Consider the following 19,057-nt stretch of genomic DNA (forward strand, 5'->3'; position numbering starts at 1 on the left):
CGCTGCCCCCTTGGCCTTTCGGCCTCACCCCCGGAGTATTTCCACAAAGGTGAATAGGCATCGCAGTGCCGCGCCGTGCGCCTGCACGGTGCCCGGCCAAACGGCGGGCAAGCATCTGTGATGCGCTGAGCCGCGGGCGGGAGATCCCTGTGCACAAAGGGGCGGTTCAAGTCAGGGTGACCGCGCTGCACCACCACTCGGGATGCTCTGCGCCGATTTCATAGGCGGCCATATGGGCCGCCTTTTTCGTAGGATAGAGCGCAAAGCAGGTGGCGCCCGAGCCGGACATGCGTGCCAGCAAGGACTGGCGGGAGCTTTGCAGGTCCGCGAGGGTCCGGTCGATAACGGGGGCGAGCTTCCGGGCCGGGGCCTCCAGGTCGTTGCGCTGCTCTGCCAGCCAGGCCGCACACTCTTCAGCCGAGCTGAAGGACGGGATGACGTCCGGCATTGGCGGGTTCTCGCGTGAGGCGAGTGCGGAAAACACCGGGCCGGTGGGCACATGTACGCCCGGATTGACCAAGAGCGCGTGCAGCTGGGGCAATTCCACCGGAGTGACCTGTTCGCCGATGCCCTGCATCCGCGCCGCGCGGGCCACCATGCAGACCGGCACATCGGCGCCCAGCGATAAGGGCAGTGCTTCGGGGATACTGGCGCCCTGCCCGGCCAGCGTGCACAGGACTGCGGCGGCATCCGATGATCCGCCGCCGATACCCGCCCCATGCGGCAATTGCTTATCCAGGCTGATCCGGCCGGTCCAGCCCGCGCCGGCAGCGGCCTTCCAGACCAGATTTCTGCGATCTGCGGGCACGCCCTCGGCAAACAGGCCGGAAACCTCAAGCGACAGTTCCGGTCCCGGCGCGAGCTGCAGGCGGTCGCCGGTATCCGCAAAGACCACCAGCGAGTCCAGCAGGTGGTAGCCGTCATCGCGGCGGCCGGTCACATGCAGGGTCAGGTTGATCTTGGCAGGCGCAAAGACCTCAGCCGCCATTGGCGACCTTCAGGGGCTGGGCGCCTTCCTCGGCGAGAACGGCGTCTAGGCCCACTTCCAGCTTGCGGCGGATGCGCTCGGGGTCGGCCTCGCCGTCGGCATCCTCCGGGTCGATGAAGGAAAGCGCCCGCTTCCACTGGAACTCCGCCTCGCGGGCGCGTCCCACGGCCCAGTAGACATCGCCAAGGTGGTCATTGACCACCGGGTCGACCGGCATCAGCTCCACCGCGCGCTCCATATGGGCGACGGCCTCGTCAAAGCGGCCCATGCGGTAAAGCACCCAGCCCAGGCTGTCGACGATGAAGCCGGAATCGGGCCGGGCCGCGACGGCGCGTTCGATCATGTCCAGCGCTTCGTCCAGCTTGCTGCTCTTCTCGACCAGCGAATAGCCGAGGTAGTTCAGCACCTGCGGCCGGTTCGGATCCAGTTCCAGAGAGGCGCGGAAGTCAGCCTCGGCCTGCTCCCACTGGTCCAAGCGCTCGTGGCAGATTCCGCGGGCGTAGAGCAGGAACCAGCGGCTGCCGGAATCTTCGGGCGTATTGGCGAGCGCCTTGTCATAGGCGCGGGCCGCGGCGGCGTAATCCTCCTGCTGGCGCAGCAGGTCGCCGAGGCTGATGTAGACGCTGGACTGCGCCGGGAAGTCGCGGGCCAGCTTCTCCAGCACCTCGATGGCCGCATCCGGCTTGGCGGCGCGGCGCAGCGCCTCGGCGCGGCCCATTTCGGCGGCGTGGTAGTCCGGGTGGTGGCTCGGCACCTGTTTGTAGGTAGCAACCGACAGCTCATAGCGGCCCAGCTGGTCCAGCAGGCCCGCGCTGAGCAGGATGGCGTCCACATGGTCAGGGCGCAGCGAGGCGGCCATGCGGGCATACATCAGCACATAGTCGTTGGCGGTATCGCCGTTCAGCGCAGCGCCGAGGGTGAAGAACACCTCGGCAATGCCGTCCTGCGGGCTGGGGGCAATGGTAAAGGCCAGGGTTTCACCGGCGGCGAGCTGCGCGTCCAGCGCCTCAAGCCCGGGGTCGAAACTGCTGCCGAAGGCGGCCTTGAGCGCGCCGCGGGCGTCTTCATTGCGGCCCAGCTGCGACAGGATCTGGACCCGCGCCACCGCGGCGCGGCGGCTGAGGGTTGCAAGGCGGCCGTCCTCGGCGGCAAACAGCTCCTCTGCCCCGCCATAGTCGCCGGCAGAGGCCAGCGCCAAGGCGCGGTGGTAGAGCACAAAGGGTTTCAGGCTGCCGTCCTTGGCGAGCCTGTCAAAGGCGGTCAGAGCACTGGACACGGAGCCCGCGCCAATATGCGCCCAGCCCTGCAGCAGGCCATCGACCAGCGGGTGAATCGCCTCCTGTTCCAGATCCCGGTCCAGGATTGCCTGGTAGTTGCCTTTGGCAGCATAGCCGCCGGCAATGACGATATTGGCCACCTGGCTGCGGGCGCCGGTCTGGCGCAGCCGTTCGGCCACCGGCACCGCCAGGTCGGCCTTGCCCATGGCGAGCTGCGCAAACACCACGTTTTCCATCAGGAGCGGATTCTGCGGGTCGCGCGCCAGCGCCTGGGTGTAATAAAGCGCCGCGGCGGCGAAATCGCTGTCGTAGGTCGCGGCCCGCCCGGCCAGATAGGATCCCGCCAGTCCTTCGGCCTGCACGGCGGGTGCGGCGGCGGCGGCCATCAGGGCCGCACAGGACAGGGTGCGAAGAATGGATACGGGCACTGGGGACCCCCTTACGGTTTACTGCTCTTTGCTCTTCTAAGAAAGCGTAGTGCGGCGCCCGTCAACACGCAATGGGGCGGTCCAAGGACCGCCCCATAAAATCCGGCAAAAGCCCGCCGGAAACCTAACGTTCCCGTTACATGTTCGGGTAGTTCGGGCCGTCGCCACCCTGCGGCGTGGTCCAGGTGATGTTCTGGGACGGGTCCTTGATGTCGCAGGTCTTGCAGTGGACGCAGTTCTGGAAGTTGACCACGAACTCCGGCTTGCCGTCCTTTTCGACCACCTCGTAGACGCCGGCCGGGCAGTAGCGCTGCGCCGGTTCCGCGAACTTCGGCAGGTTGACCTGGATCGGGGTGTCCGGGTTGCCCAGGCGCAGGTGGCAGGGCTGGCTTTCCTCGTGGTTGGTCATCGAGAAGCTGACGTTGGTCAGGCGGTCGAAGGACAGCACACCATCGGGCTTGGGGTAGTCGATGGGCTTGTGCTTGGAGGCTTCCTCGGTCGACTGGGCGTCGTTCTTGCCGTGGCCAAGGGTGCCGAAGAAGGAGAAGCCGAACAGGTTGTTGGTCCACATGTCCAGGCCGCCCAGCGCCAGCGAGGCGGTGAGGCCCCACTTGGACCACATCGGCTTGACGTTGCGGACCATCTTGAGGTCCTTGCCGATGGCGCCGTCGCGCACGTCGGCCTCATAGGCGGTCAGTTCATCGCCCGAACGCTCCGCCTTGATCGCGTCATAGGCGGCTTCGGCTGCGGCCTTGCCCGACAGCATCGCGTTGTGGTTGCCCTTGATGCGCGGCACGTTGACCATGCCCGCGGAACAGCCCAGCAGCGCAACGCCCGGCGCCACCAGTTTCGGCATCGACTGCCAGCCGCCCTCGGTGATGGCACGGGCGCCGTAGGCCACGCGCTTGCCGCCCTTCAGCAGGTCGGCAACCACCGGGTGATGCTTGAAGCGCTGGAATTCCATGTAGGGGAACAGGTGCGGGTTCTTGTAGTTCAGGTGCACCACGAAACCCACGTAAACCTGGTTGTTGTCCAGGTGGTAGATGAACGAGCCGCCGCCCGCGTTGGAGCCCAGCGGCCAGCCCATGGTGTGGGTGACAGTGCCTTCCTTGTGCTTGGCCGGGTCGATCTCCCAGATCTCTTTCATGCCGACGCCGTATTTCTGCGGCTCCTTGCCGTCCGACAGGCCGTATTTGGCAATCACTTCCTTGGAGAGCGAGCCGCGCACGCCTTCGCCCAGGAAGACGTATTTGCCGTGCAGCTCCATGCCGGGCTCATAGGCCGGGCCGGGGGTGCCGTCGGGGTTCTTGCCGAACTCGCCGGCAACCACGCCCTTCACTTCGCCGTTGTCGCCGTAGACCAGCTCGGAGCAGGCCATGCCCGGGAAGATCTCGACGCCCATTTCCTCGGCCTGCTCTGCCATCCAGCGGCAGACGTTGCCCATGGAAACGATGTAGTTGCCGTGGTTGTTCATCAGCGGCGGCATCGGGAAGTTGGGAATGCGGACCTTGCCGGCCTCGCCCAGCATCAGGAAGTTGTCTTCCTTGACTTCCACGTTCAGCGGTGCGCCCTTTTCCTTCCAGTCGGGGATCAGCGCGTTCAGGCCGCAGGGGTCCAGCACCGCGCCGGACAGGATGTGCGCGCCCACTTCGGAGCCTTTTTCCAGGACCACGACCTGCAGGTCGGCGTCCAGCTGTTTCAGGCGGATGGCCGCAGACAGACCAGCAGGGCCGGCCCCGACGATCACCACGTCGTATTCCATCGCTTCGCGTTCAATCTCGGCCATTTGCGGCGCTCCTTGGCTTTCTATTCGCTACCGGCCCCACAACAGTCTGCGGGCGCAATTTTCTTTCGCGGTGCTTAGCGTTTGGCGCCCCTATGGGTCAATCCAAACTCCGCGTCAAACACCTGTAAAACAGGCAACTGAGACAAAAAGTGCGTCCATTTTCGTCACTCAAGGAGCATTTTCCGCCTCAGCTTCTGTCTCAGGCCGGTCTCCCATCAGGTATCGGGGTCCCTGCCCCTTCTGTGCCGCCCGGTCTTCGGGGTTGTAAAGTTTGCAATTCGGAAGCGAAAGACAGCCGCAGCCTATGCAGCCGTCCAGATTGTCGCGCAGTTTGACCAGGGTTTCGATTCGCTGGTCCAGGTGGCTGCGGAAGGTGTCCGAAATGCAGGCCCAGTCCTCCTTGGTCGGAGTGCGGCTGCCCGGCAGACTTTTGAGAAAGCCGCGGATTTCCGGCAGCGAGAAACCGAACTGCTGGGCGATCATGACGAAGCTGAGCCGCCGGATGTCGGCCCGGTGAAAGCGGCGCTGGCCGCCTGCGTTGCGCCAGGGCTCCACCAAACCTTGCGCCTCGTAGTAGCGGATCGCGGACACCGCGAGGCCGGTGCGTTCGGCCAGATAGCCGATGGAAATCCCGGCGGACTGGGGCATGGCAACCTCCCTGAAGAAATCTCTTGAGCTAAAGTTAGGTTTAGGAATTACGGTGAGTCGCATCAACAGTATTGCTCAAGCCGAAAAGGAGTTTTTCAATGAGCGCAGTATTGGAACACGCAAATGTCACCGTGGCAGATCCCAATGGCACCGCCGCCTGGATGGAAAAGATCTTTGGCTGGCATGTGCGCTGGCAGGGCGAGGCCAAGAACGGCGGCTATACCGTGCATGTGGGCGGCGAGAACAGCTACCTCGCGCTTTACACGCCGCGCACTGCGGCAGGCCAAGCGCCGGAAAGCTATGGCATCATCGGCGGGCTGAACCACCTGGCGGTGATCGTCGAGGATCTGGACGCCACCGAGGCCGCGGTGAAGGCCGCCGGGTTCACCCCGATGAACCACGGCGATTACGAACCGGGCCGCCGGTTCTACTTTCACGATGAGAACGGCATCGAGTACGAGGCGGTGCAATATGACTGAGCTGTTGCGGCCGGCGGCGGCGCCTGCCGCCGCCCCGCACGGCATTTTTTCGCGCAAACCTGTGGAAAACCCGCATAATCTGCACGGTTAGGCGGAATTGCGTCCGGCGGGCCTCTGCGGCCACTTGAAATCGGGCGCAGGATTGGGTCAGGTAATTGTCAACCGGACCGGAGGCCCCGCGGCTCATGCTGCGGGGCTGCGGTTTTCATAGAGACAAGAACAATAGAGCGACCTGGACCAATCACATGGAAAAGATCCCGATGACCCCGGCGGGTTTCTCCGCCCTGGAAAGCGAACTGAAGAACCTCAAATCCGTGGAGCGCCCGGCCATCATCCAGGCGATTGCCGAAGCCCGCGAGCTGGGCGATCTGTCGGAAAACGCCGAATACCACTCGGCCCGCGAAAAGCAGTCTTTCATCGAGGGCCGCATCAAGGAGCTGGAAGGCATCCTGTCGCTGGCCGATGTGATCAACCCGGCCAAGCTGTCCGGCGCCATCAAGTTCGGCGCCAAGGTGACGGTGGTGGACGAGGACACCGACGAGGAAAAGACCTGGCAGATCGTGGGCGAGCATGAGGCCAACATCGAAGCGGGCCTTCTGAACATCAAATCCCCGATCGCGCGCGCCTTGATCGGCAAGGACGAAGGCGACAGTGTGGAAGTGCGCACGCCCGGCGGCGAGCGCGCCTATGAGATTCTCAAGATCGTCTATTCCTGATCCGAGAGGCCGAGTGGTGATGACAGGCTCCAGCAGCAGTCCCGGCTCCGGTTCCCGTCCCGCAGGCGGCAGCCCGCTGCGGCGGCTCGAGGGGCCTGCCGGCAATGGGCTGGGCGGGGCCGAGATGGCCGCCATCGCCCTCGGCGCATTGTGGCTGCTGGCGGCGGTGGGCTTCTATGTCCTTGCGCCGGAAGATACCGGCCTGTCACAGTGGGCGGATCTGATCACCAGCGTGCTGGCGGTGGTGCTGCCGCTGGCGATGCTTTGGGTCGCGGCCTCTGCTGCGCGTTCGGCCCGGGTGATGCGGGAGGAGAGCGAGCAGTTGCAAGCCGCCATCGACGGGTTGCGCCAGAGCTACCTTGCCCAGGCCCAGCAGCATGCGGCGGTGGCCGAGACCTCGGTCGCGAAGCGGCTGGAGGAAATCGCCGAAGCCACCCGCAAGACCGAGACCGCGCTGGCCACCTTCCACACCAGCCGCCGCGCCAACCCGCTGCGCCCGGCCATCCCGGCCGAGGCGGCAGAGATGACCGCTGCCGAGCAGGGCTCGCTGGCGCTGGGCACCCAGGCGGCGGACACCGTGCCGCCGCTGCCCGCCGAGCAGTTCATTCGGGCGCTGAACTTCCCGGAAACCGCCGAGGACGAGGAAGGCTTTGCCGCCCTGCGCGCGGCGCTGCGCGACCGCAAGGCGGCGCAGGTGATCCAGGCGGCGCAGGATGTGCTGACGCTGCTGAGCCAGGACGGCATCTACATGGACGACCTGCGCCCCGACATGGCCCGGCCCGAGATCTGGCGCCAGTTCGGCCAGGGCGCGCGCGGCCGCGCGGTGGCGGCGCTTGGCGGCGTGCGCGACCGCACCTCTCTGGCGCTGACCGCGGCGCGGATGAAGCAGGACCCGATCTTCCGCGACGCGGCGCACCACTTCCTGCGCCGGTTCGACCAGATGTTTGCGGATTTCGAGGCCGAGGCCACCGACGGCGAGATTTCCGCGCTTGGAAACACCCGCACCGCCCGCGCCTTCATGCTTTTGGGCCGGGTGGCCGGGACCTTCGACTGATCGGGGCGGCACTGGCGGTCCGCTGCCTCCCCTGCCGACGGCAAAGCCGCCTGCAGGGCAGCCGGCACGAGTATTTTCCGGAAAGATGAAAAAGACGGGCGTCCCGCCGCGCGCCAGCGCTGCGCCCGGCCCAAAGGCGGGCAAGCATCTGTGATGCGCCGGGCCGCGGGCGGGAGCGCTGCGCCTACATCGCGAAACTGCCGTAAGGGATGAAGCGAACCGGATCGCCGGGCTTGATCTCAGCGGCGCCGTCGCCAAGCTCCACCAATCCTTCCGCCCAGCTGAGACCGCTGATGCGGCCGGAACCCTCGGATTTGAACACCTCCGCACGGCCGTCCCGCACCCGCGCCCGCAGGTACTCGCGGCGGCCCGGTTTCTTGCGCTTTTCGAAAGCGGCCGGCACCTCGAAGCCTTGCGGCTCTTGCCAGCCGGCACCGGCCATCAGCCCCATGGCAGGGCGGGCAAAGATCAGGGTGCAGACCAGCGCCGCCACAGGATTGCCCGGTAACCCGAAAACCGGCGTGCCCTGCCACATGCCCAGCGCCAGCGGCCGGCCGGGTTTCAGCGCAATGCGCCATTCCTGCATCGCGCCCGCCTCGCGCAAGAGCGCCGACATGTGGTCTTCGTCCCCGGCGGACGCACCGCCGGAGGTCAGGATCACATCCGTTTGCACCGCAGCGCCGTCCAGATGCGCCCGCAGCGCCCCGCGGTCGTCCTCCGCCTTGCCCAGGTCCACCGGCACAAATCCCAGCTGGCGGATCAGCGCCAGCAGCATTGGCCGGTTGGCATCGAAAATCTGCCCCTTGCCTGCGGGTTCCCCGGCTTCGACCAGCTCGTCGCCGGTGGAGAGCACACCCACGCGCAGCGGCAGCCGCACCGTAAGCTCTGCCAGCCCGGTGGCTGAGGCCAGAGCGAGATCGGCAGGGGTGATGACCCGGCCTGCGGGCAGGATGACCTCATCTGCGCAGACATCCTCGCCCGCCTTGCGGGTGTTGGCGCCGTGCTTCAGGGGGCCGTTGAAGGCGATCCGGGTGCCGTCAGTGTTGACGTCTTCCTCCAGGATCACCGTGTCCACGCCATCGGGCAGCGCCGCGCCGGTCAGGACCCGGATGGCGCTGCCTTCGGGCACGGTGCCGTCAAACGGCACCCCGGCAGCGGCCCGGCCCTGCACCAGCGGCAGCACATGCGGACCCGCCTCGCGGCCGCCGGCAAAACCGTAGCCGTCCACCGCCGTGTTCGGCAGCGGCGGGTTGGAGCGTTTGGCCAGTGCATCCTCTGCCAGCACCCGGCCCAGCGCATCTGTCAGCGGCACGGTCTCTGCGCCGGTCACCGGCCCCAGCCTGCCCCGGAGCAACGCCAGCGCGTCATCGACCGGGGTCCAGTCCACGCCCGCAGGCAGGGCAAAACAATCGTTGCTGAGCGGCGGCGGCGTCAGCCCGCCCGCCTCATCCGCAGCCAGTGCATTCAAGCGGTCCTCGTGCCCTGTGCCCAATATCCAAGCCTCCTCTTGTGCCTCCTGCGGCGCTGATGCCAGCATTCCGGCAAGCTCTTCTGCCGGAATACGGCTGAGCGTTTGCGACAACAGCCGCATTTGCACCCGGTCGCGTATTTCTTCCCGGCCTGCAACTGCCATTGCAGCCTTGACGGCCGGCTCGATCAATCCTGGCCAAATTTCCGCGAACACAATTTGCGCGTTCGCAACATTCTCGAAAGGCCAAACCGCGGCCTTGTGCCGGAGCCGCAACCGCTGCAGCACCGGCAGCCCCATCAGAACCTGGCTGCCAACCGTCGGATTGAAAAACAGCTGAAAACAGGAGGAGGCCGCCTTGGCTGCCAGATCCGCGCTGCGCCGTTCCGCCACGTCCTCATAGGTTATCCCGAACTTGCGATATGGAATGTCCGGCCAGCTTGCTTCATCGGGCGTGCCCCAGAACGGACCGGCGCCGCCAAACTTCCGGTTCATCTCGGAGGCGACGCCGAACCGGTTGTTGCTGCCGTCCTCTGCGTCTTCGATCCGTTCTTCCAGCCATTGCCAAAGGGCGAAGGGGTCATCCGATCCGGTAATCCGGCGCGCAAATCCCCGCGGGTATCCGAAAGGGAAATCAAAAGCCGCCAGCACCCGCCGCCCCTCAGCCTTTTCCTCGGCGAGAAAGCTGCTGATCCATGCCTCTGCCTCCATCCGGCTGCGGCAGTAAACCGGCTGCTCCGCGGTGCCGCCGCGCGCCACACCGAGCCAGATCGCGTCCTTGCTGGGGCGCCGGGGCTTGCGCTTGGCCGCGGACCAGTCGACGGCCAGGACGGTATCAAAGGGGGTCACAGCCCCAATTCCGCCTGGATATAATCCGCGATCGCTGACGTGTCGTTCAGATCGAACACCGGGCGGTCCAGCTCCAGCGGGGTGTCGCTGGCGACGGCCCGGATGCTGGGGTCCCGCAGCGCAATCAGTTCGGTGCCTGCCGCCTGCCGGAAGGCCTCGATCTTGGGATGCGGTTCGCGTTTGAAGCCCTCCACCAGCACCAGATCGACCGGATTGAGACGGGCCAGCAGCTCCGCCAGCGGCGGCTCTGCCGCGCCGCGCAGTTCCTGCATGATGGCGACGCGGCCGGCTGAGGCCAGCACCACCTCTGACGCGCCGGCCTGGCGGTGGCGGTGGCTGTCGGTGCCGGGCTGGTCCACGTCCGTTGCATGGTGGGCGTGCTTTATGGTGGAAACGGAGAATCCGCGGGCGCAGAACTCCGCCACCAGCCGTTCCATCAGCCCGGTCTTGCCGTTGTTCTTCCAGCCGGTGACGCCGTAGATCTTCACTTCAGCAGCGCCTCCGCCCGGGCCAGATCATCCGGCGTGTTGATGTTGAAGAACGGGTCGAAGGGGTCTGCCTCAAACAGCGCTTCGCGGCCGCCGTGCTGGTCGGTCCAGAGCACGACCTTGCGCAATCCGTCCTGCAACGCCGCGCGCAGGTCATCGCGCAGGGCGACGGGCCAGAGGCCGAAGGCCGGGTGCCGGTTGATGCGCTTGCCGCCGCCGGATTTCAGCGCCTCGTCGCCGGTGCGCGGTGTGGTGGCGAGCACCAGCGGCTGGTCCATGCCATTGGCTGCTGCGGTCAGCCGGGCCACTAGGTCCTGCGGAAAGAAGGGCGTGTCGGCAGCGGCAGTGACGATGGTGTCCGCGCCTTGCTCTGCCGCCCAGTCGAGACCTGCGAGCACGCCCGCAAGCGGACCGGCATAGCCTTCGATCGAGTCGGCAATGACCGGCAGCCCCAGGTCGGCAAACCGCTCCGGATCGCCATTGGCGTTGAGCGCCAGGCCTGCGACCTGCGGCGACAGGCGGTCTACGACACGGGACAGCAGGCTTTGGCCGCGGACTAGCAGCCGCCCCTTGTCGCCGCCGCCCATCCGGGTGGCAAGGCCGCCTGCGAGGATAACGCCCAAAGGCTTCTGTTCTGTCATTTATTCTCCTCCAGAGCCGGCCTCCGGTTAGCCGTCCGCACTCTTCCGCCTGTGTTTTTTCTCCTCCACCGGCGCGTCCTTGGGGTCCATGTCGCGCACCAGGCGCTCCTCGCCCGAGAGGCAGATGAACCGCTGGCCGCGCATCCGGCCGATCAGGGTGAGACCGACCTCGCGCGCAATCTCCACGCCCCAGGCGGTGAAGCCGGAGCGCGAGGCCAGCACCGGGATGCCCATCATCGCGGTCTTGATCACCATCTCAGAGGTCAGCCGACCTGTGGTGTAAAGGATTTTGTCCGCGGCCTCGGCTTGCTCCGACAGCATCCAGCCGGCAATTTTGTCCACCGCGTTGTGGCGGCCGACGTCCTCCATATAGACCAGCGGGCGGTCCTGCTGGCAGAGCACGGTGCCATGGATGGCGCCAGCCTCCAGATAGAGCGAAGGCGTGCGGTTGATCTTATGCGCCAGTGCATACAGCCAGGAGGTGCGGACCTCGGCCCGCGGCAGGCGCACGTCCTCCAGCCCCTCCATCATGTCGCCGAAGACGGTGCCGACCGCGCAGCCGGAGGTGCGGGTCTTCTTCTTCAGCTTCTCCTCGTGGCTGGTTTCTACCGCGGTGCGCACCACCACTGTTTCCAGGTCCTCGTCATAATCGACGCGGGTCACCTCATCCTCGTCGCGCAGCATCCGCTGGTTGCGCAGGAAGCCGAGCGCCAGATATTCCGGGTAGTCGCCGATGGTCATCGCGGTGACAATTTCCTGCGAGTTCAGGAAGATGGTCAGCGGGCGCTCCTCGACCACAGCGATCTCGCTTTGCTCGCCATTCTGGTCGACACCGGTGACGGCGCGCGTTAGCCGCGGGTCGGAGACACCGGGGGCGATCAGATATTCTGACGTGATATCCATACTCACCAATTGCATTCCTTCTGCGTCCGCCGTAGGGCGGTTCAACGCAATCTAGGACGCGCAGATGGCAATCACCACCACCAAATCGGCCTTCTGGAAGGGGTTTCGCGACAGCGCGCCTTTCCTGTTCATGGCTTCGCCCTTCGGCTTTCTGTTCGGGGTGCTGGCAGCAGAGGCCGGGCTGATCGTGCCGGAGGCCTTTGCCTTCTCGCTGACGGTCTTTGCCGGCGCCGCCCAGTTCACAGCACTGCAGCTGATGCAGGAAAATGCGCCGCTGATCATTATCCTGATATCGGCACTGGCAGTGAACCTGCGGATGGCGATGTATTCGGCCTCGCTGACGCCCTACCTGGGCGATGCACCAATGTGGCAGCGGGCAATTGCCGCCTATTTCATCGTCGATCAGTCCTATGCGCTGTCGGTCGTGCAGTTCGAGACAGAGCCGGAAATGCCGCTACCGCAGCGGGTCGCGTATTTCTTTGGCACCAATGGCCTGATCACCCCGGCCTGGGTGATTGCCACTGCGCTGGGGGCGCTGGTCGGCACCCGCATCCCGGAGAGCTGGGGGGTGGATTTCGTGCTGCCGCTGGCCTTTCTGGCAATGATCGGGCCGATGCTGCGCACACCTGCGCATGTCGCAGCGTGTTTTGTGGCAGTTGCGGCCTCGCTGCCCGCGGCAGCCCTGCCCTATAACCTGGGGCTGATTGTGGCGGGGATTGCCGGCATGGTCGCGGGCGCTCAGGCCGAACTGTGGCTGGAACGGCAAAAGGCCAAGGCGGAGGGCGCAAAATGAGCAGTATCCCCACACCCGTCTTGTGGACCGTGATCATCGGGCTGGCGCTTGGCAGCTATGGCTTGCGGTTTGCCTTCATCGGTTTCATGGGCGGAAAGCCAATCCCCGAGTGGCTGATGCGGCATCTGCGCTATACCGCCGTGGCAATCATCCCGGCCCTGGTGGCGCCGCTGGTGGTCTGGCCTGCCCCGACAGGCGGAGACCCAAGCTTGATGCATTTTGCAGCCGCCGCCGCGACCTTTGCCGCGGGTTATCTGACCCGCAACGTGCTGATCGGCCTTGGGACCGGCGGGCTGTGCCTGCTGCTTTTGTATCTCGCCGCCTGAGCGCTGCTTGCCGGGTTAAGGGACGCGCAAGCGTCCGCGCCCATAGGCGCGGCTTGCCCTTGAGGCGGCGGGGAATGCGGTAGACTTGGCAACGGCCTTGAGGGCAAACCTGCCCTTCAAGGCCTTCTCAGCAAATCCCAGCCGTGCGCAGCGTGGCCCGCGCTTGCAACAGGGGAAGGTTTACTCAGCCGCGTTCAGCGCAGCATCGCTCTTGGTGATACCCGCCTGCAAATCTGCGCTGTCGTTTTCGTAGTAGCGTTCGGTCACCACGCCGGGAAGCTGCCCAAACTGTTCTGCCAGCTTCTCAGGATAAAAGGTGCGGTCCAGGCTTTCGAACCCCGGAACCTGCTGCAGGATGCCAATTGTCGCCTGGGCACAGAAAGCGCCGGGAACCCGGCCATTGTTTATCGCCAGCTGATAGGCTTTCTCTGCCTGTTCCGGAGCAACCTCGATACGCTGCACGACAACGTGATAAGTGCTGCGTGCATGCGCCCCGCGGTAGGCCTTTTCTACAGCCGGTGTAATGCCGTGAATAACGTCGTCTCGTTCCGGCACAACGGAAGCATAAAAAGACCCGGCCGGATCGAAAATCACCCGCTCGGAGGCATTGATCATGAGCGATGTGTGGCCGCCCCGCCCGGTGCGGTTGTTGATCATCGTATACAGGGTGAGCGCGGGCGGGCCAGGGTGGCGGTAGGCCACCTTGGCCAGGGTTTCGGCATCAGCGTTGGGCTGCTGCGGTGCCGCGCAACCCGCAAGCGCCAGCATCACCGCGCCGAGGCAGAGCAGATTGCGCATCAAGGCGTCCTTAATTTCAGGAAGCGAAAACGGCCAGGAACAGCGCCAGGAAGACCATCGCAATGCAGAAGCGGGTCACAAAGGTCAGGAAGCCGGAGTAGGTTTTTTCCTGAACGGTGGTGTCCATGGTGCCGTGCTGATGTTCAGCCATGTGAGTTATCCCTCGAATTCACGTGCATTTTCACGGTGATTACCGGATTTGCCGCGTCCTGTCACCACGTCATTCGGGCGCATCCGGGTGAAATGCCCCTGGAAAACCGCGGAAAACCGGCCGGTTTTCCGCGGCGGCTGCCCGTGCGGCGAATCGCGCGGCCCGCTGCGGGTCAGTCCTGCTGCAGGTCCGAGGCCAGGCGGAAGCCGATACGGTTGGCAGGCGCTTCCTCACGCGCTTTCGGCACCGCGCGCAGCATCACATTGAGCTGGCTCACGTGCTGCACCAGCTGGGTGCGGGAGCCGTTTGGTTCGCTGCCGTAGAAAGTGATGATATCGGGGTCGAAATACCCCATCCCCTCGATCCTGAGCACGCCGGTATTGCCGCCGGTAAAACCCATCGCGACCTCGTGTTCGGCGTCCAGTTGCTGCTCGAAGTTCTGGATATAGAGGATCAGCCGCTCGTAGGCCCAGCGGGCCGGGCTTTTGGCGGCATCCGGTTTCTGCAGCTTCTCCGGCACCTTGCTGAGGCCTGCGCAGGCATCAGGATCGGAGTGGACTTCATGCACGCAGGGCAGCACCGCCGCCTCTGCCGCCTCGGCGCTGGTGGAAATCTCGTCGCCCATGGTGCTTCCCCTTCCTGCGGGGTGCGCATCACCCCTTGTTCTGATACAGCCAGGCGCCGTCGTTGCGCTTCCAGCGGTCCACCTGGCCAGTATGGTACAGATGATTTACATGGGCCACCGCCTCGACCAGTGCAAGCCCGTACTCGCCCTCGCCGATTGTGCGCTTGAACAGGGGCGCAAAGCAATCGGCGGCAGTGCGGGGCTCGGACAGGTGATCCATCAGCCGCTCCAGCGCGCCGTGGTGGTTGCCGATCAGCTGCTGCATCCTGAGCGGCAGACGTGAAAACGGCAGCTTGTGGCCGCCCAGGGCAAGATGATCCGAGCGCGCCAGTTTCGACAGCCGCTCGCAGCTTTCCAGCCATTCGCCCAGCGGGTCGGCCATCGGCTCGGTCGCGTAGACGCCGATGTTGGGGCTGATGGTCGACAGGATCTGATCGCCGGTGATCACCAGATTGTCATCCCGGCTCCAGAAGGTTGCGTGCTCCGGCGCGTGGCCGTTGCCGGTGTGCACATCCCAGTCGCGCCCGCCCATGCGGATCACGTCGCCCTGCTTGATGCGGGTAAAGCCCAGCGGCAACGGATGCACGGTGTCGGCAAAATTGAAGGGCCGGTCCTTGACGCGCTTGTCATAGACCTCCGGCGCCATGCCGGCGCTGCGGTAATAGGCCAGGGTTTCTTCCGGCCACACCTCCTGCACGTCCAGCGTCAGCATACGGGCAAACAGCCAGGCGGTGCGCGTGGTGACCAGCTCGGCGCCGTGTTCGCTCTGAAACCAGCCGGCAAGGCCGATGTGATCGGGATGGTGGTGGGTGCCTACTACCCGCGTCACCGGCTTGCCCTGCAGCGGGCCGGCCATCAGGCTCTCCCAGATCCCGCGGCTCTTGCGCGAGTTGAAGCCGGTGTCGATCACCGTCCAGCCGTCGCCCTCGTTCAGCGCATAGATGTTCACATGATCGAGCTTCATCGGCAGCGGCTGGCGCATCCAGAGGACGCCCTCGGCCACCTCAATCGCCTCGCCCTGCGCGGGCGGTTCTTCCCACGGGGTGCGGGGGGAGACGTCGGGGATGTCGGTCACGGCTGTCAGCCCGCCAGTTCGTCGAGGCTGAGTGCGAAGGTGCCCTCTGCCCCGGCCTGCGCATGGGCCAGCAGCGCCGCATGCTCCGGCAGCATCCGGGTGATGTAGAAGCGCGCCAGCTTCTCGCGCGCACCGCCCCGGTCCGCCATTGCGGCAGACAGGTGGTAATGGCCGCCCAGCACCCGGGCAAAGGCGCGCAGGTACGGAACCGAGCCGGCGAAACGGTCCTGCATGTCCTGCTGCGCTACCAGCCATTCGGTGGCTTCGCGCAGGGACTCGCAGGCCTGCCAGACAGCTTCGGCCATGTTCGGATGGGTGGCGCGGGCGCGTTCGGCCTGTTCCTCGATCTCGTCGATCAGGGCAAAGGCCATTTCGCCGCCGTCCATCATCTTGCGCGCCACCAGGTCCATCGACTGGATGCCGTTGGTGCCCTCGTAGATCGCCGTCACCCGCACGTCGCGGTAATACTGCGCGGCGCCAGATTCCTCGATGAAGCCCATGCCGCCATAGACCTGCACCCCGGTTTCCGAGACCCGCATGCCGGTGTCGGTGCCAAAGGCTTTGGCAATCGGCGTCAGGAACGCCGCGCGGGCGGCCCAGCTGCTGTCGCCGGTGGCGGTCTGCATGTCGATGGCGCGGGCGCAGGCCATGAGGATCGCGCGGGCGGCAAACAGGTCCGCCTTCATCTCCATCAGCATCCGGCGCACGTCGGCATGGTCGGCGATGAAGCCGCTGGCGGTCTTGCCCTGCTTGCGTTCCAGCGCATAGGCCAGCGCGTGCTGATAGGCGCCCTCACCCGCGCCGACTCCCTGTCCGCCGACGCCGACGCGCGCATTGTTCATCATAGTGAACATCGCAGCCATGCCGCCGTGCTCCGGCCCGACCAGCCAGCCGGTGGCGCCGTCGAACTGCATCACACAGGTGGGGGAGCCGTGCAGGCCCATCTTGTGCTCCAGGCTCACCACCTTCAGATCATTGGCCTTGCCCGGGTTGCCGTCCGCATCCGGCAGGTATTTCGGCACCAGGAACAGCGAGATCCCCTTGGTCCCCGGCACCCCGTCGGGCAGCCGCGCCAGCACCAGGTGGCAGACGTTGCCGCAGAAGTCGTTGTCGCCCCAGGAGATGAAGATCTTTTGCCCCGAAATGGCGTAGGTGCCATCGCCATTGGGCTCCGCCTTCGATGTAAGTGCGCCGACATCGGACCCGGCCTGCGGTTCGGTCAGGTTCATGGTGCCGGACCATTCGCCCGAAATCAGCTTGGGCAGGTACAGCTCCTTGATTGCATCCGCGGCATGGTGCTCCAGCGCCTCGATCTGGCCCTGGCTCAGCAGCGGCGCCAGCTGCAGCGACAGGCAGGCGCCGGCCATCATCTCGTAGACTGCGACCGCAACCGTCTGCGGCAGCCCCATGCCGCCGTGCTCCTCCGCAGCGCTGATGCCGACCCAGCCGCCCTCGCGAATGGCCTGGTAGCCATCGGCAAATCCGGGCGAGGTCCGCAGCACGCCGTTTTCCAGATGCGCGGGATGCAGGTCGCCGTTGCGCTGCAGCGGAGCCATCACCTCGTCGCACAGCTTGCCTGCCTCTGTCAGGATTGCGCTCACGGTGTCGGGCGTGGCCTCGGCAAAACGGTCAGTGGCGGGGATGCTGTCATAGCCCACAACGTGGTTCAGCAGAAATTCATACTCGGAAACGGGGGCGCGAAAAGTCATGGGCGTCCTCTGACGGGGGTTTCTGGGGCGTGCGGTCACGGGCAGTCTTGGCTTCCCGGCCCGGGCCTATTATTGTCTGTGGCTTGTCCGATTACCTAACCGGGCGCCCAATTCAATCAACCAAAACGCCGCGTCACCCGGAATGCCCCAGCAGAGCACTGAAATTCTTGCCGCAACGGCAGGCGGCATTGCCCGCGCCGCGCAGCTTCTGCAGGCCGGGCAGCTGGTCTCCTTCCCGACCGAGACGGTCTATGGCCTGGGCGCCGATGCCCGGCAGGGCAAAGCGGTTGCCGCGATCTACGAGGCCAAGGGGCGGCCCTCGTTCAACCCGCTGATTGCCCATGTGCATTCGGCGGAGGCCGCGCGGCGCTACGTGGAATGGAATGACGTTGCGGAACAGCTGGCAGAGGCGTTCTGGCCCGGACCGCTGACCCTGGTGCTGCCGCTGCGGGAGGGCCACGGGATTTCGCCGCTGGTCACCGCCGGGCTGGAGACGCTCGGCGTGCGGGTGCCCGCGCATCCGGCGGCGCAGGCGCTGCTGCGGGAGCTGGACGGGCCGGTGGCAGCACCATCCGCCAACCCCTCCGGCAAGATCAGCCCGACCACGGCGGCCCATGTGAAGGCCGGGCTGGACGGCCGGATTGCCGCGATCCTGGACGATGGCGCCTGCGGGGTCGGGCTGGAGTCCACCATCATCGGGCTGGCGGGGCCGGAACCGGTGCTTCTGCGCCCCGGCGGGCTGGCGGCGGAGGAGATCGAGGCAGTGCTGGGCCGCAAGCTGGCAGAGCGGGATGTGCACGACCCGCTGACCGCCCCCGGGCAGCTGCTGTCGCACTATGCCCCTGGCGCGCCCGTGCGACTGAATGCTGACGCGCCCGCCGAGGACGAGCTGTATCTCGGCTTCGGCCCCGGCCCCTGCGACCTGAACCTGTCCGAACATGGCGATCTGGCGGAGGCCGCGGCCAATCTCTTCGGCCATCTCCACCAGCTCGACGCGCTTGGCAAGCCGATCGCTGTCGCCCCGGTGCCGGAGCACGGGCTGGGCGAAGCCATCAACGACCGCCTGCGCCGCGCCGCCGCACCGCGGGACTGAGAACCGCCGACCGCGGCAGCGCCCATCGCGGATGGGCGCCCTGCCCCAAGGGGTTTGGGATTATCTCCGATAATCAAAAAAACGCGCGGGAGCCTTCCCCCAGCACGGCCTCTGCCGCGTGCGGTCAGGCGTGGCCGGCGCTGGCGGAGAGGGTCAGCGGATCGACGCCAAGGGTCTTCAGGGCCGCCTCCCATTTGCTGTCATCCGCGAGGCCGAACACCAGTTCCGGGCTGGCATCCGTTGTCAGCCAGCCGTTCATGGCGATCTCCGATTCCAGCTGCCCCGGCCCCCAGCCGGCATAGCCCAGCAGGACCAGCAGGTCCTGCGGCCCCTCGCCGCGGGCAATGTCCTCCAGAATATCCAGCGTTGCTGTCATCGAGAACCCGCCAGGCACCTTCAGCGAACTGACATCCGATTCGTAGTCCGGCGTGTGCAGCACGAAGCCGCGCTGGGTCTCCACCGGGCCGCCGAACCGCACCGGCAGCGCCGATGCAGCGCTGCCTTCGCCGCCCATGTCCAGCTGCTCCAGCAAATCCCCCAGCGCCACCCCGTCCGCAGGCTTGTTGACGATCAGGCCCATCGCGCCCTCCTCGCCGTGCGAGCACAGGAAGATCACCGAATGCTCAAATCTCGGGTCGCCGATTCCGGGCATTGCAATCAAGAGCTTGCCAGTCAGATCCATGAAGTTCCGTCTTTCTGCTGCCTCCCCCCACCATGACGCGCGCCCGCTTCCCGCGCAAGGGGCGCATCGGCGCAACCCCG

The 19,057-nt window shown here is 65.9% G+C and carries 20 protein-coding genes; 6 read left to right on the forward strand and 14 right to left on the reverse strand.

Features of this window, described 5'->3' with window-relative positions; genetic code table 11:
* Positions 1 to 166 precede the first annotated feature (166 nt).
* From LHL23_RS03605 to soxR, 4 genes are all read right to left on the reverse strand, one after another.
* Positions 167 to 988, reverse strand: a complete 822-nt coding sequence (locus LHL23_RS03605) for a 4-(cytidine 5'-diphospho)-2-C-methyl-D-erythritol kinase (protein ID WP_226428830.1) — start codon at positions 986 to 988, stop codon at positions 167 to 169.
* On the reverse strand, positions 978 to 2,693 hold the full coding sequence (locus LHL23_RS03610; protein WP_226428831.1) for a tetratricopeptide repeat protein: 1,716 nt from the start codon (positions 2,691 to 2,693) through the stop codon (positions 978 to 980). The genes LHL23_RS03605 and LHL23_RS03610 overlap by 11 nt, the downstream gene beginning before the upstream one ends.
* 136 nt (positions 2,694 to 2,829) lie before the next feature.
* Positions 2,830 to 4,479 (reverse strand): electron transfer flavoprotein-ubiquinone oxidoreductase, encoded by a 1,650-nt coding sequence (locus LHL23_RS03615; RefSeq protein WP_222479448.1) that lies wholly within the window; start codon positions 4,477 to 4,479, stop codon positions 2,830 to 2,832.
* 168 nt (positions 4,480 to 4,647) lie between these two features.
* Positions 4,648 to 5,127 (reverse strand): redox-sensitive transcriptional activator SoxR, encoded by a 480-nt coding sequence (gene soxR, locus LHL23_RS03620; RefSeq protein WP_174146155.1) that lies wholly within the window; start codon positions 5,125 to 5,127, stop codon positions 4,648 to 4,650.
* 98 nt (positions 5,128 to 5,225) lie between these two features.
* Here soxR and LHL23_RS03625 point away from each other — a divergent pair, with 98 nt between their 5' ends.
* The 3 genes from LHL23_RS03625 (at position 5,226) to LHL23_RS03635 (ending at position 7,376) form a co-directional block, all read left to right on the forward strand.
* A complete protein-coding gene (locus tag LHL23_RS03625) occupies positions 5,226 to 5,606 on the forward strand; it encodes a VOC family protein (RefSeq protein ID WP_226428832.1) in 381 nt (126 codons plus the stop codon).
* A gap of 245 nt (positions 5,607 to 5,851) precedes the next feature.
* A complete protein-coding gene (gene greA, locus LHL23_RS03630; RefSeq protein ID WP_222479444.1) occupies positions 5,852 to 6,322 on the forward strand; it encodes a transcription elongation factor GreA in 471 nt (156 codons plus the stop codon).
* A gap of 19 nt (positions 6,323 to 6,341) precedes the next feature.
* Positions 6,342 to 7,376, forward strand: coding sequence for a hypothetical protein (locus LHL23_RS03635; protein ID WP_222479442.1), 1,035 nt, complete (start codon positions 6,342 to 6,344; stop codon positions 7,374 to 7,376).
* 184 nt (positions 7,377 to 7,560) lie between these two features.
* Here the strand turns inward: LHL23_RS03635 and LHL23_RS03640 are convergent, their stop codons facing one another.
* From LHL23_RS03640 to LHL23_RS03655, 4 genes are read right to left on the reverse strand one after another with little or no spacing between them, the layout of a single operon-like run.
* Positions 7,561 to 9,693 (reverse strand): molybdenum cofactor synthesis domain-containing protein, encoded by a 2,133-nt coding sequence (locus tag LHL23_RS03640; protein WP_226428833.1) that lies wholly within the window; start codon positions 9,691 to 9,693, stop codon positions 7,561 to 7,563.
* Complete coding sequence (gene mobB, locus LHL23_RS03645; RefSeq protein ID WP_226428834.1) at positions 9,690 to 10,181, reverse strand: molybdopterin-guanine dinucleotide biosynthesis protein B; 492 nt, start codon at positions 10,179 to 10,181, stop codon at positions 9,690 to 9,692. The genes LHL23_RS03640 and mobB overlap by 4 nt, the downstream gene beginning before the upstream one ends.
* A complete protein-coding gene (gene mobA, locus LHL23_RS03650; RefSeq protein WP_226428835.1) occupies positions 10,178 to 10,822 on the reverse strand; it encodes a molybdenum cofactor guanylyltransferase MobA in 645 nt (214 codons plus the stop codon). Before mobA ends, mobB begins: the two co-directional genes overlap by 4 nt.
* Before the next feature lie 27 nt (positions 10,823 to 10,849).
* Entirely contained in the window at positions 10,850 to 11,725 is an 876-nt protein-coding gene (locus LHL23_RS03655; protein WP_226429036.1) for a formate dehydrogenase accessory sulfurtransferase FdhD, read from the reverse strand.
* A gap of 64 nt (positions 11,726 to 11,789) precedes the next feature.
* On the opposite strand from LHL23_RS03655, the gene LHL23_RS03660 reads away from it, so the two are divergent.
* Together LHL23_RS03660 and LHL23_RS03665 are read left to right on the forward strand one after the other, a co-directional pair.
* Positions 11,790 to 12,518, forward strand: a complete 729-nt coding sequence (locus LHL23_RS03660; RefSeq protein WP_222479432.1) for an AzlC family ABC transporter permease — start codon at positions 11,790 to 11,792, stop codon at positions 12,516 to 12,518.
* Complete coding sequence (locus LHL23_RS03665) at positions 12,515 to 12,844, forward strand: AzlD domain-containing protein (RefSeq protein ID WP_226428836.1); 330 nt, start codon at positions 12,515 to 12,517, stop codon at positions 12,842 to 12,844. Before LHL23_RS03660 ends, LHL23_RS03665 begins: the two co-directional genes overlap by 4 nt.
* Before the next feature lie 180 nt (positions 12,845 to 13,024).
* On the opposite strand, the gene LHL23_RS03670 is transcribed toward LHL23_RS03665, so the two are convergent.
* The 5 genes from LHL23_RS03670 to LHL23_RS03690 all read right to left on the reverse strand — a co-directional run bounded on the left by LHL23_RS03670 (position 13,025) and on the right by LHL23_RS03690 (position 17,202).
* Positions 13,025 to 13,642, reverse strand: a complete 618-nt coding sequence (locus tag LHL23_RS03670; RefSeq protein ID WP_226428837.1) for a hypothetical protein — start codon at positions 13,640 to 13,642, stop codon at positions 13,025 to 13,027.
* A gap of 16 nt (positions 13,643 to 13,658) precedes the next feature.
* A complete protein-coding gene (locus LHL23_RS03675) occupies positions 13,659 to 13,793 on the reverse strand; it encodes an aa3-type cytochrome c oxidase subunit IV (RefSeq protein WP_226428838.1) in 135 nt (44 codons plus the stop codon).
* Positions 13,794 to 13,965: 172 nt separating this feature from the next.
* Entirely contained in the window at positions 13,966 to 14,418 is a 453-nt protein-coding gene (locus LHL23_RS03680; RefSeq protein WP_226428839.1) for a DUF6173 family protein, read from the reverse strand.
* Between the two features lie 28 nt (positions 14,419 to 14,446).
* Entirely contained in the window at positions 14,447 to 15,493 is a 1,047-nt protein-coding gene (locus tag LHL23_RS03685) for an MBL fold metallo-hydrolase (protein ID WP_226428840.1), read from the reverse strand.
* A 5-nt stretch (positions 15,494 to 15,498) separates the two neighbouring features.
* Positions 15,499 to 17,202 (reverse strand): acyl-CoA dehydrogenase, encoded by a 1,704-nt coding sequence (locus LHL23_RS03690; protein ID WP_226428841.1) that lies wholly within the window; start codon positions 17,200 to 17,202, stop codon positions 15,499 to 15,501.
* 142 nt (positions 17,203 to 17,344) lie between these two features.
* Between LHL23_RS03690 and LHL23_RS03695 the strand changes: the two genes are divergently transcribed.
* Complete coding sequence (locus LHL23_RS03695; RefSeq protein ID WP_226428842.1) at positions 17,345 to 18,295, forward strand: L-threonylcarbamoyladenylate synthase; 951 nt, start codon at positions 17,345 to 17,347, stop codon at positions 18,293 to 18,295.
* 124 nt (positions 18,296 to 18,419) lie between these two features.
* Here LHL23_RS03695 and LHL23_RS03700 read toward each other — a convergent pair whose 3' ends face one another.
* Positions 18,420 to 18,977 carry a YqgE/AlgH family protein gene (locus LHL23_RS03700; RefSeq protein ID WP_222479416.1) on the reverse strand — a complete coding sequence of 186 codons (558 nt, stop codon included), beginning with the start codon at positions 18,975 to 18,977 and terminating at the stop codon, positions 18,420 to 18,422.
* Between the last annotated feature and the right edge of the window lie 80 nt (positions 18,978 to 19,057).

It is taken from the genome of Leisingera sp. McT4-56 (genome assembly GCF_020514995.1).
Lineage (GTDB): Bacteria > Pseudomonadota > Alphaproteobacteria > Rhodobacterales > Rhodobacteraceae > Leisingera > Leisingera aquaemixtae_A.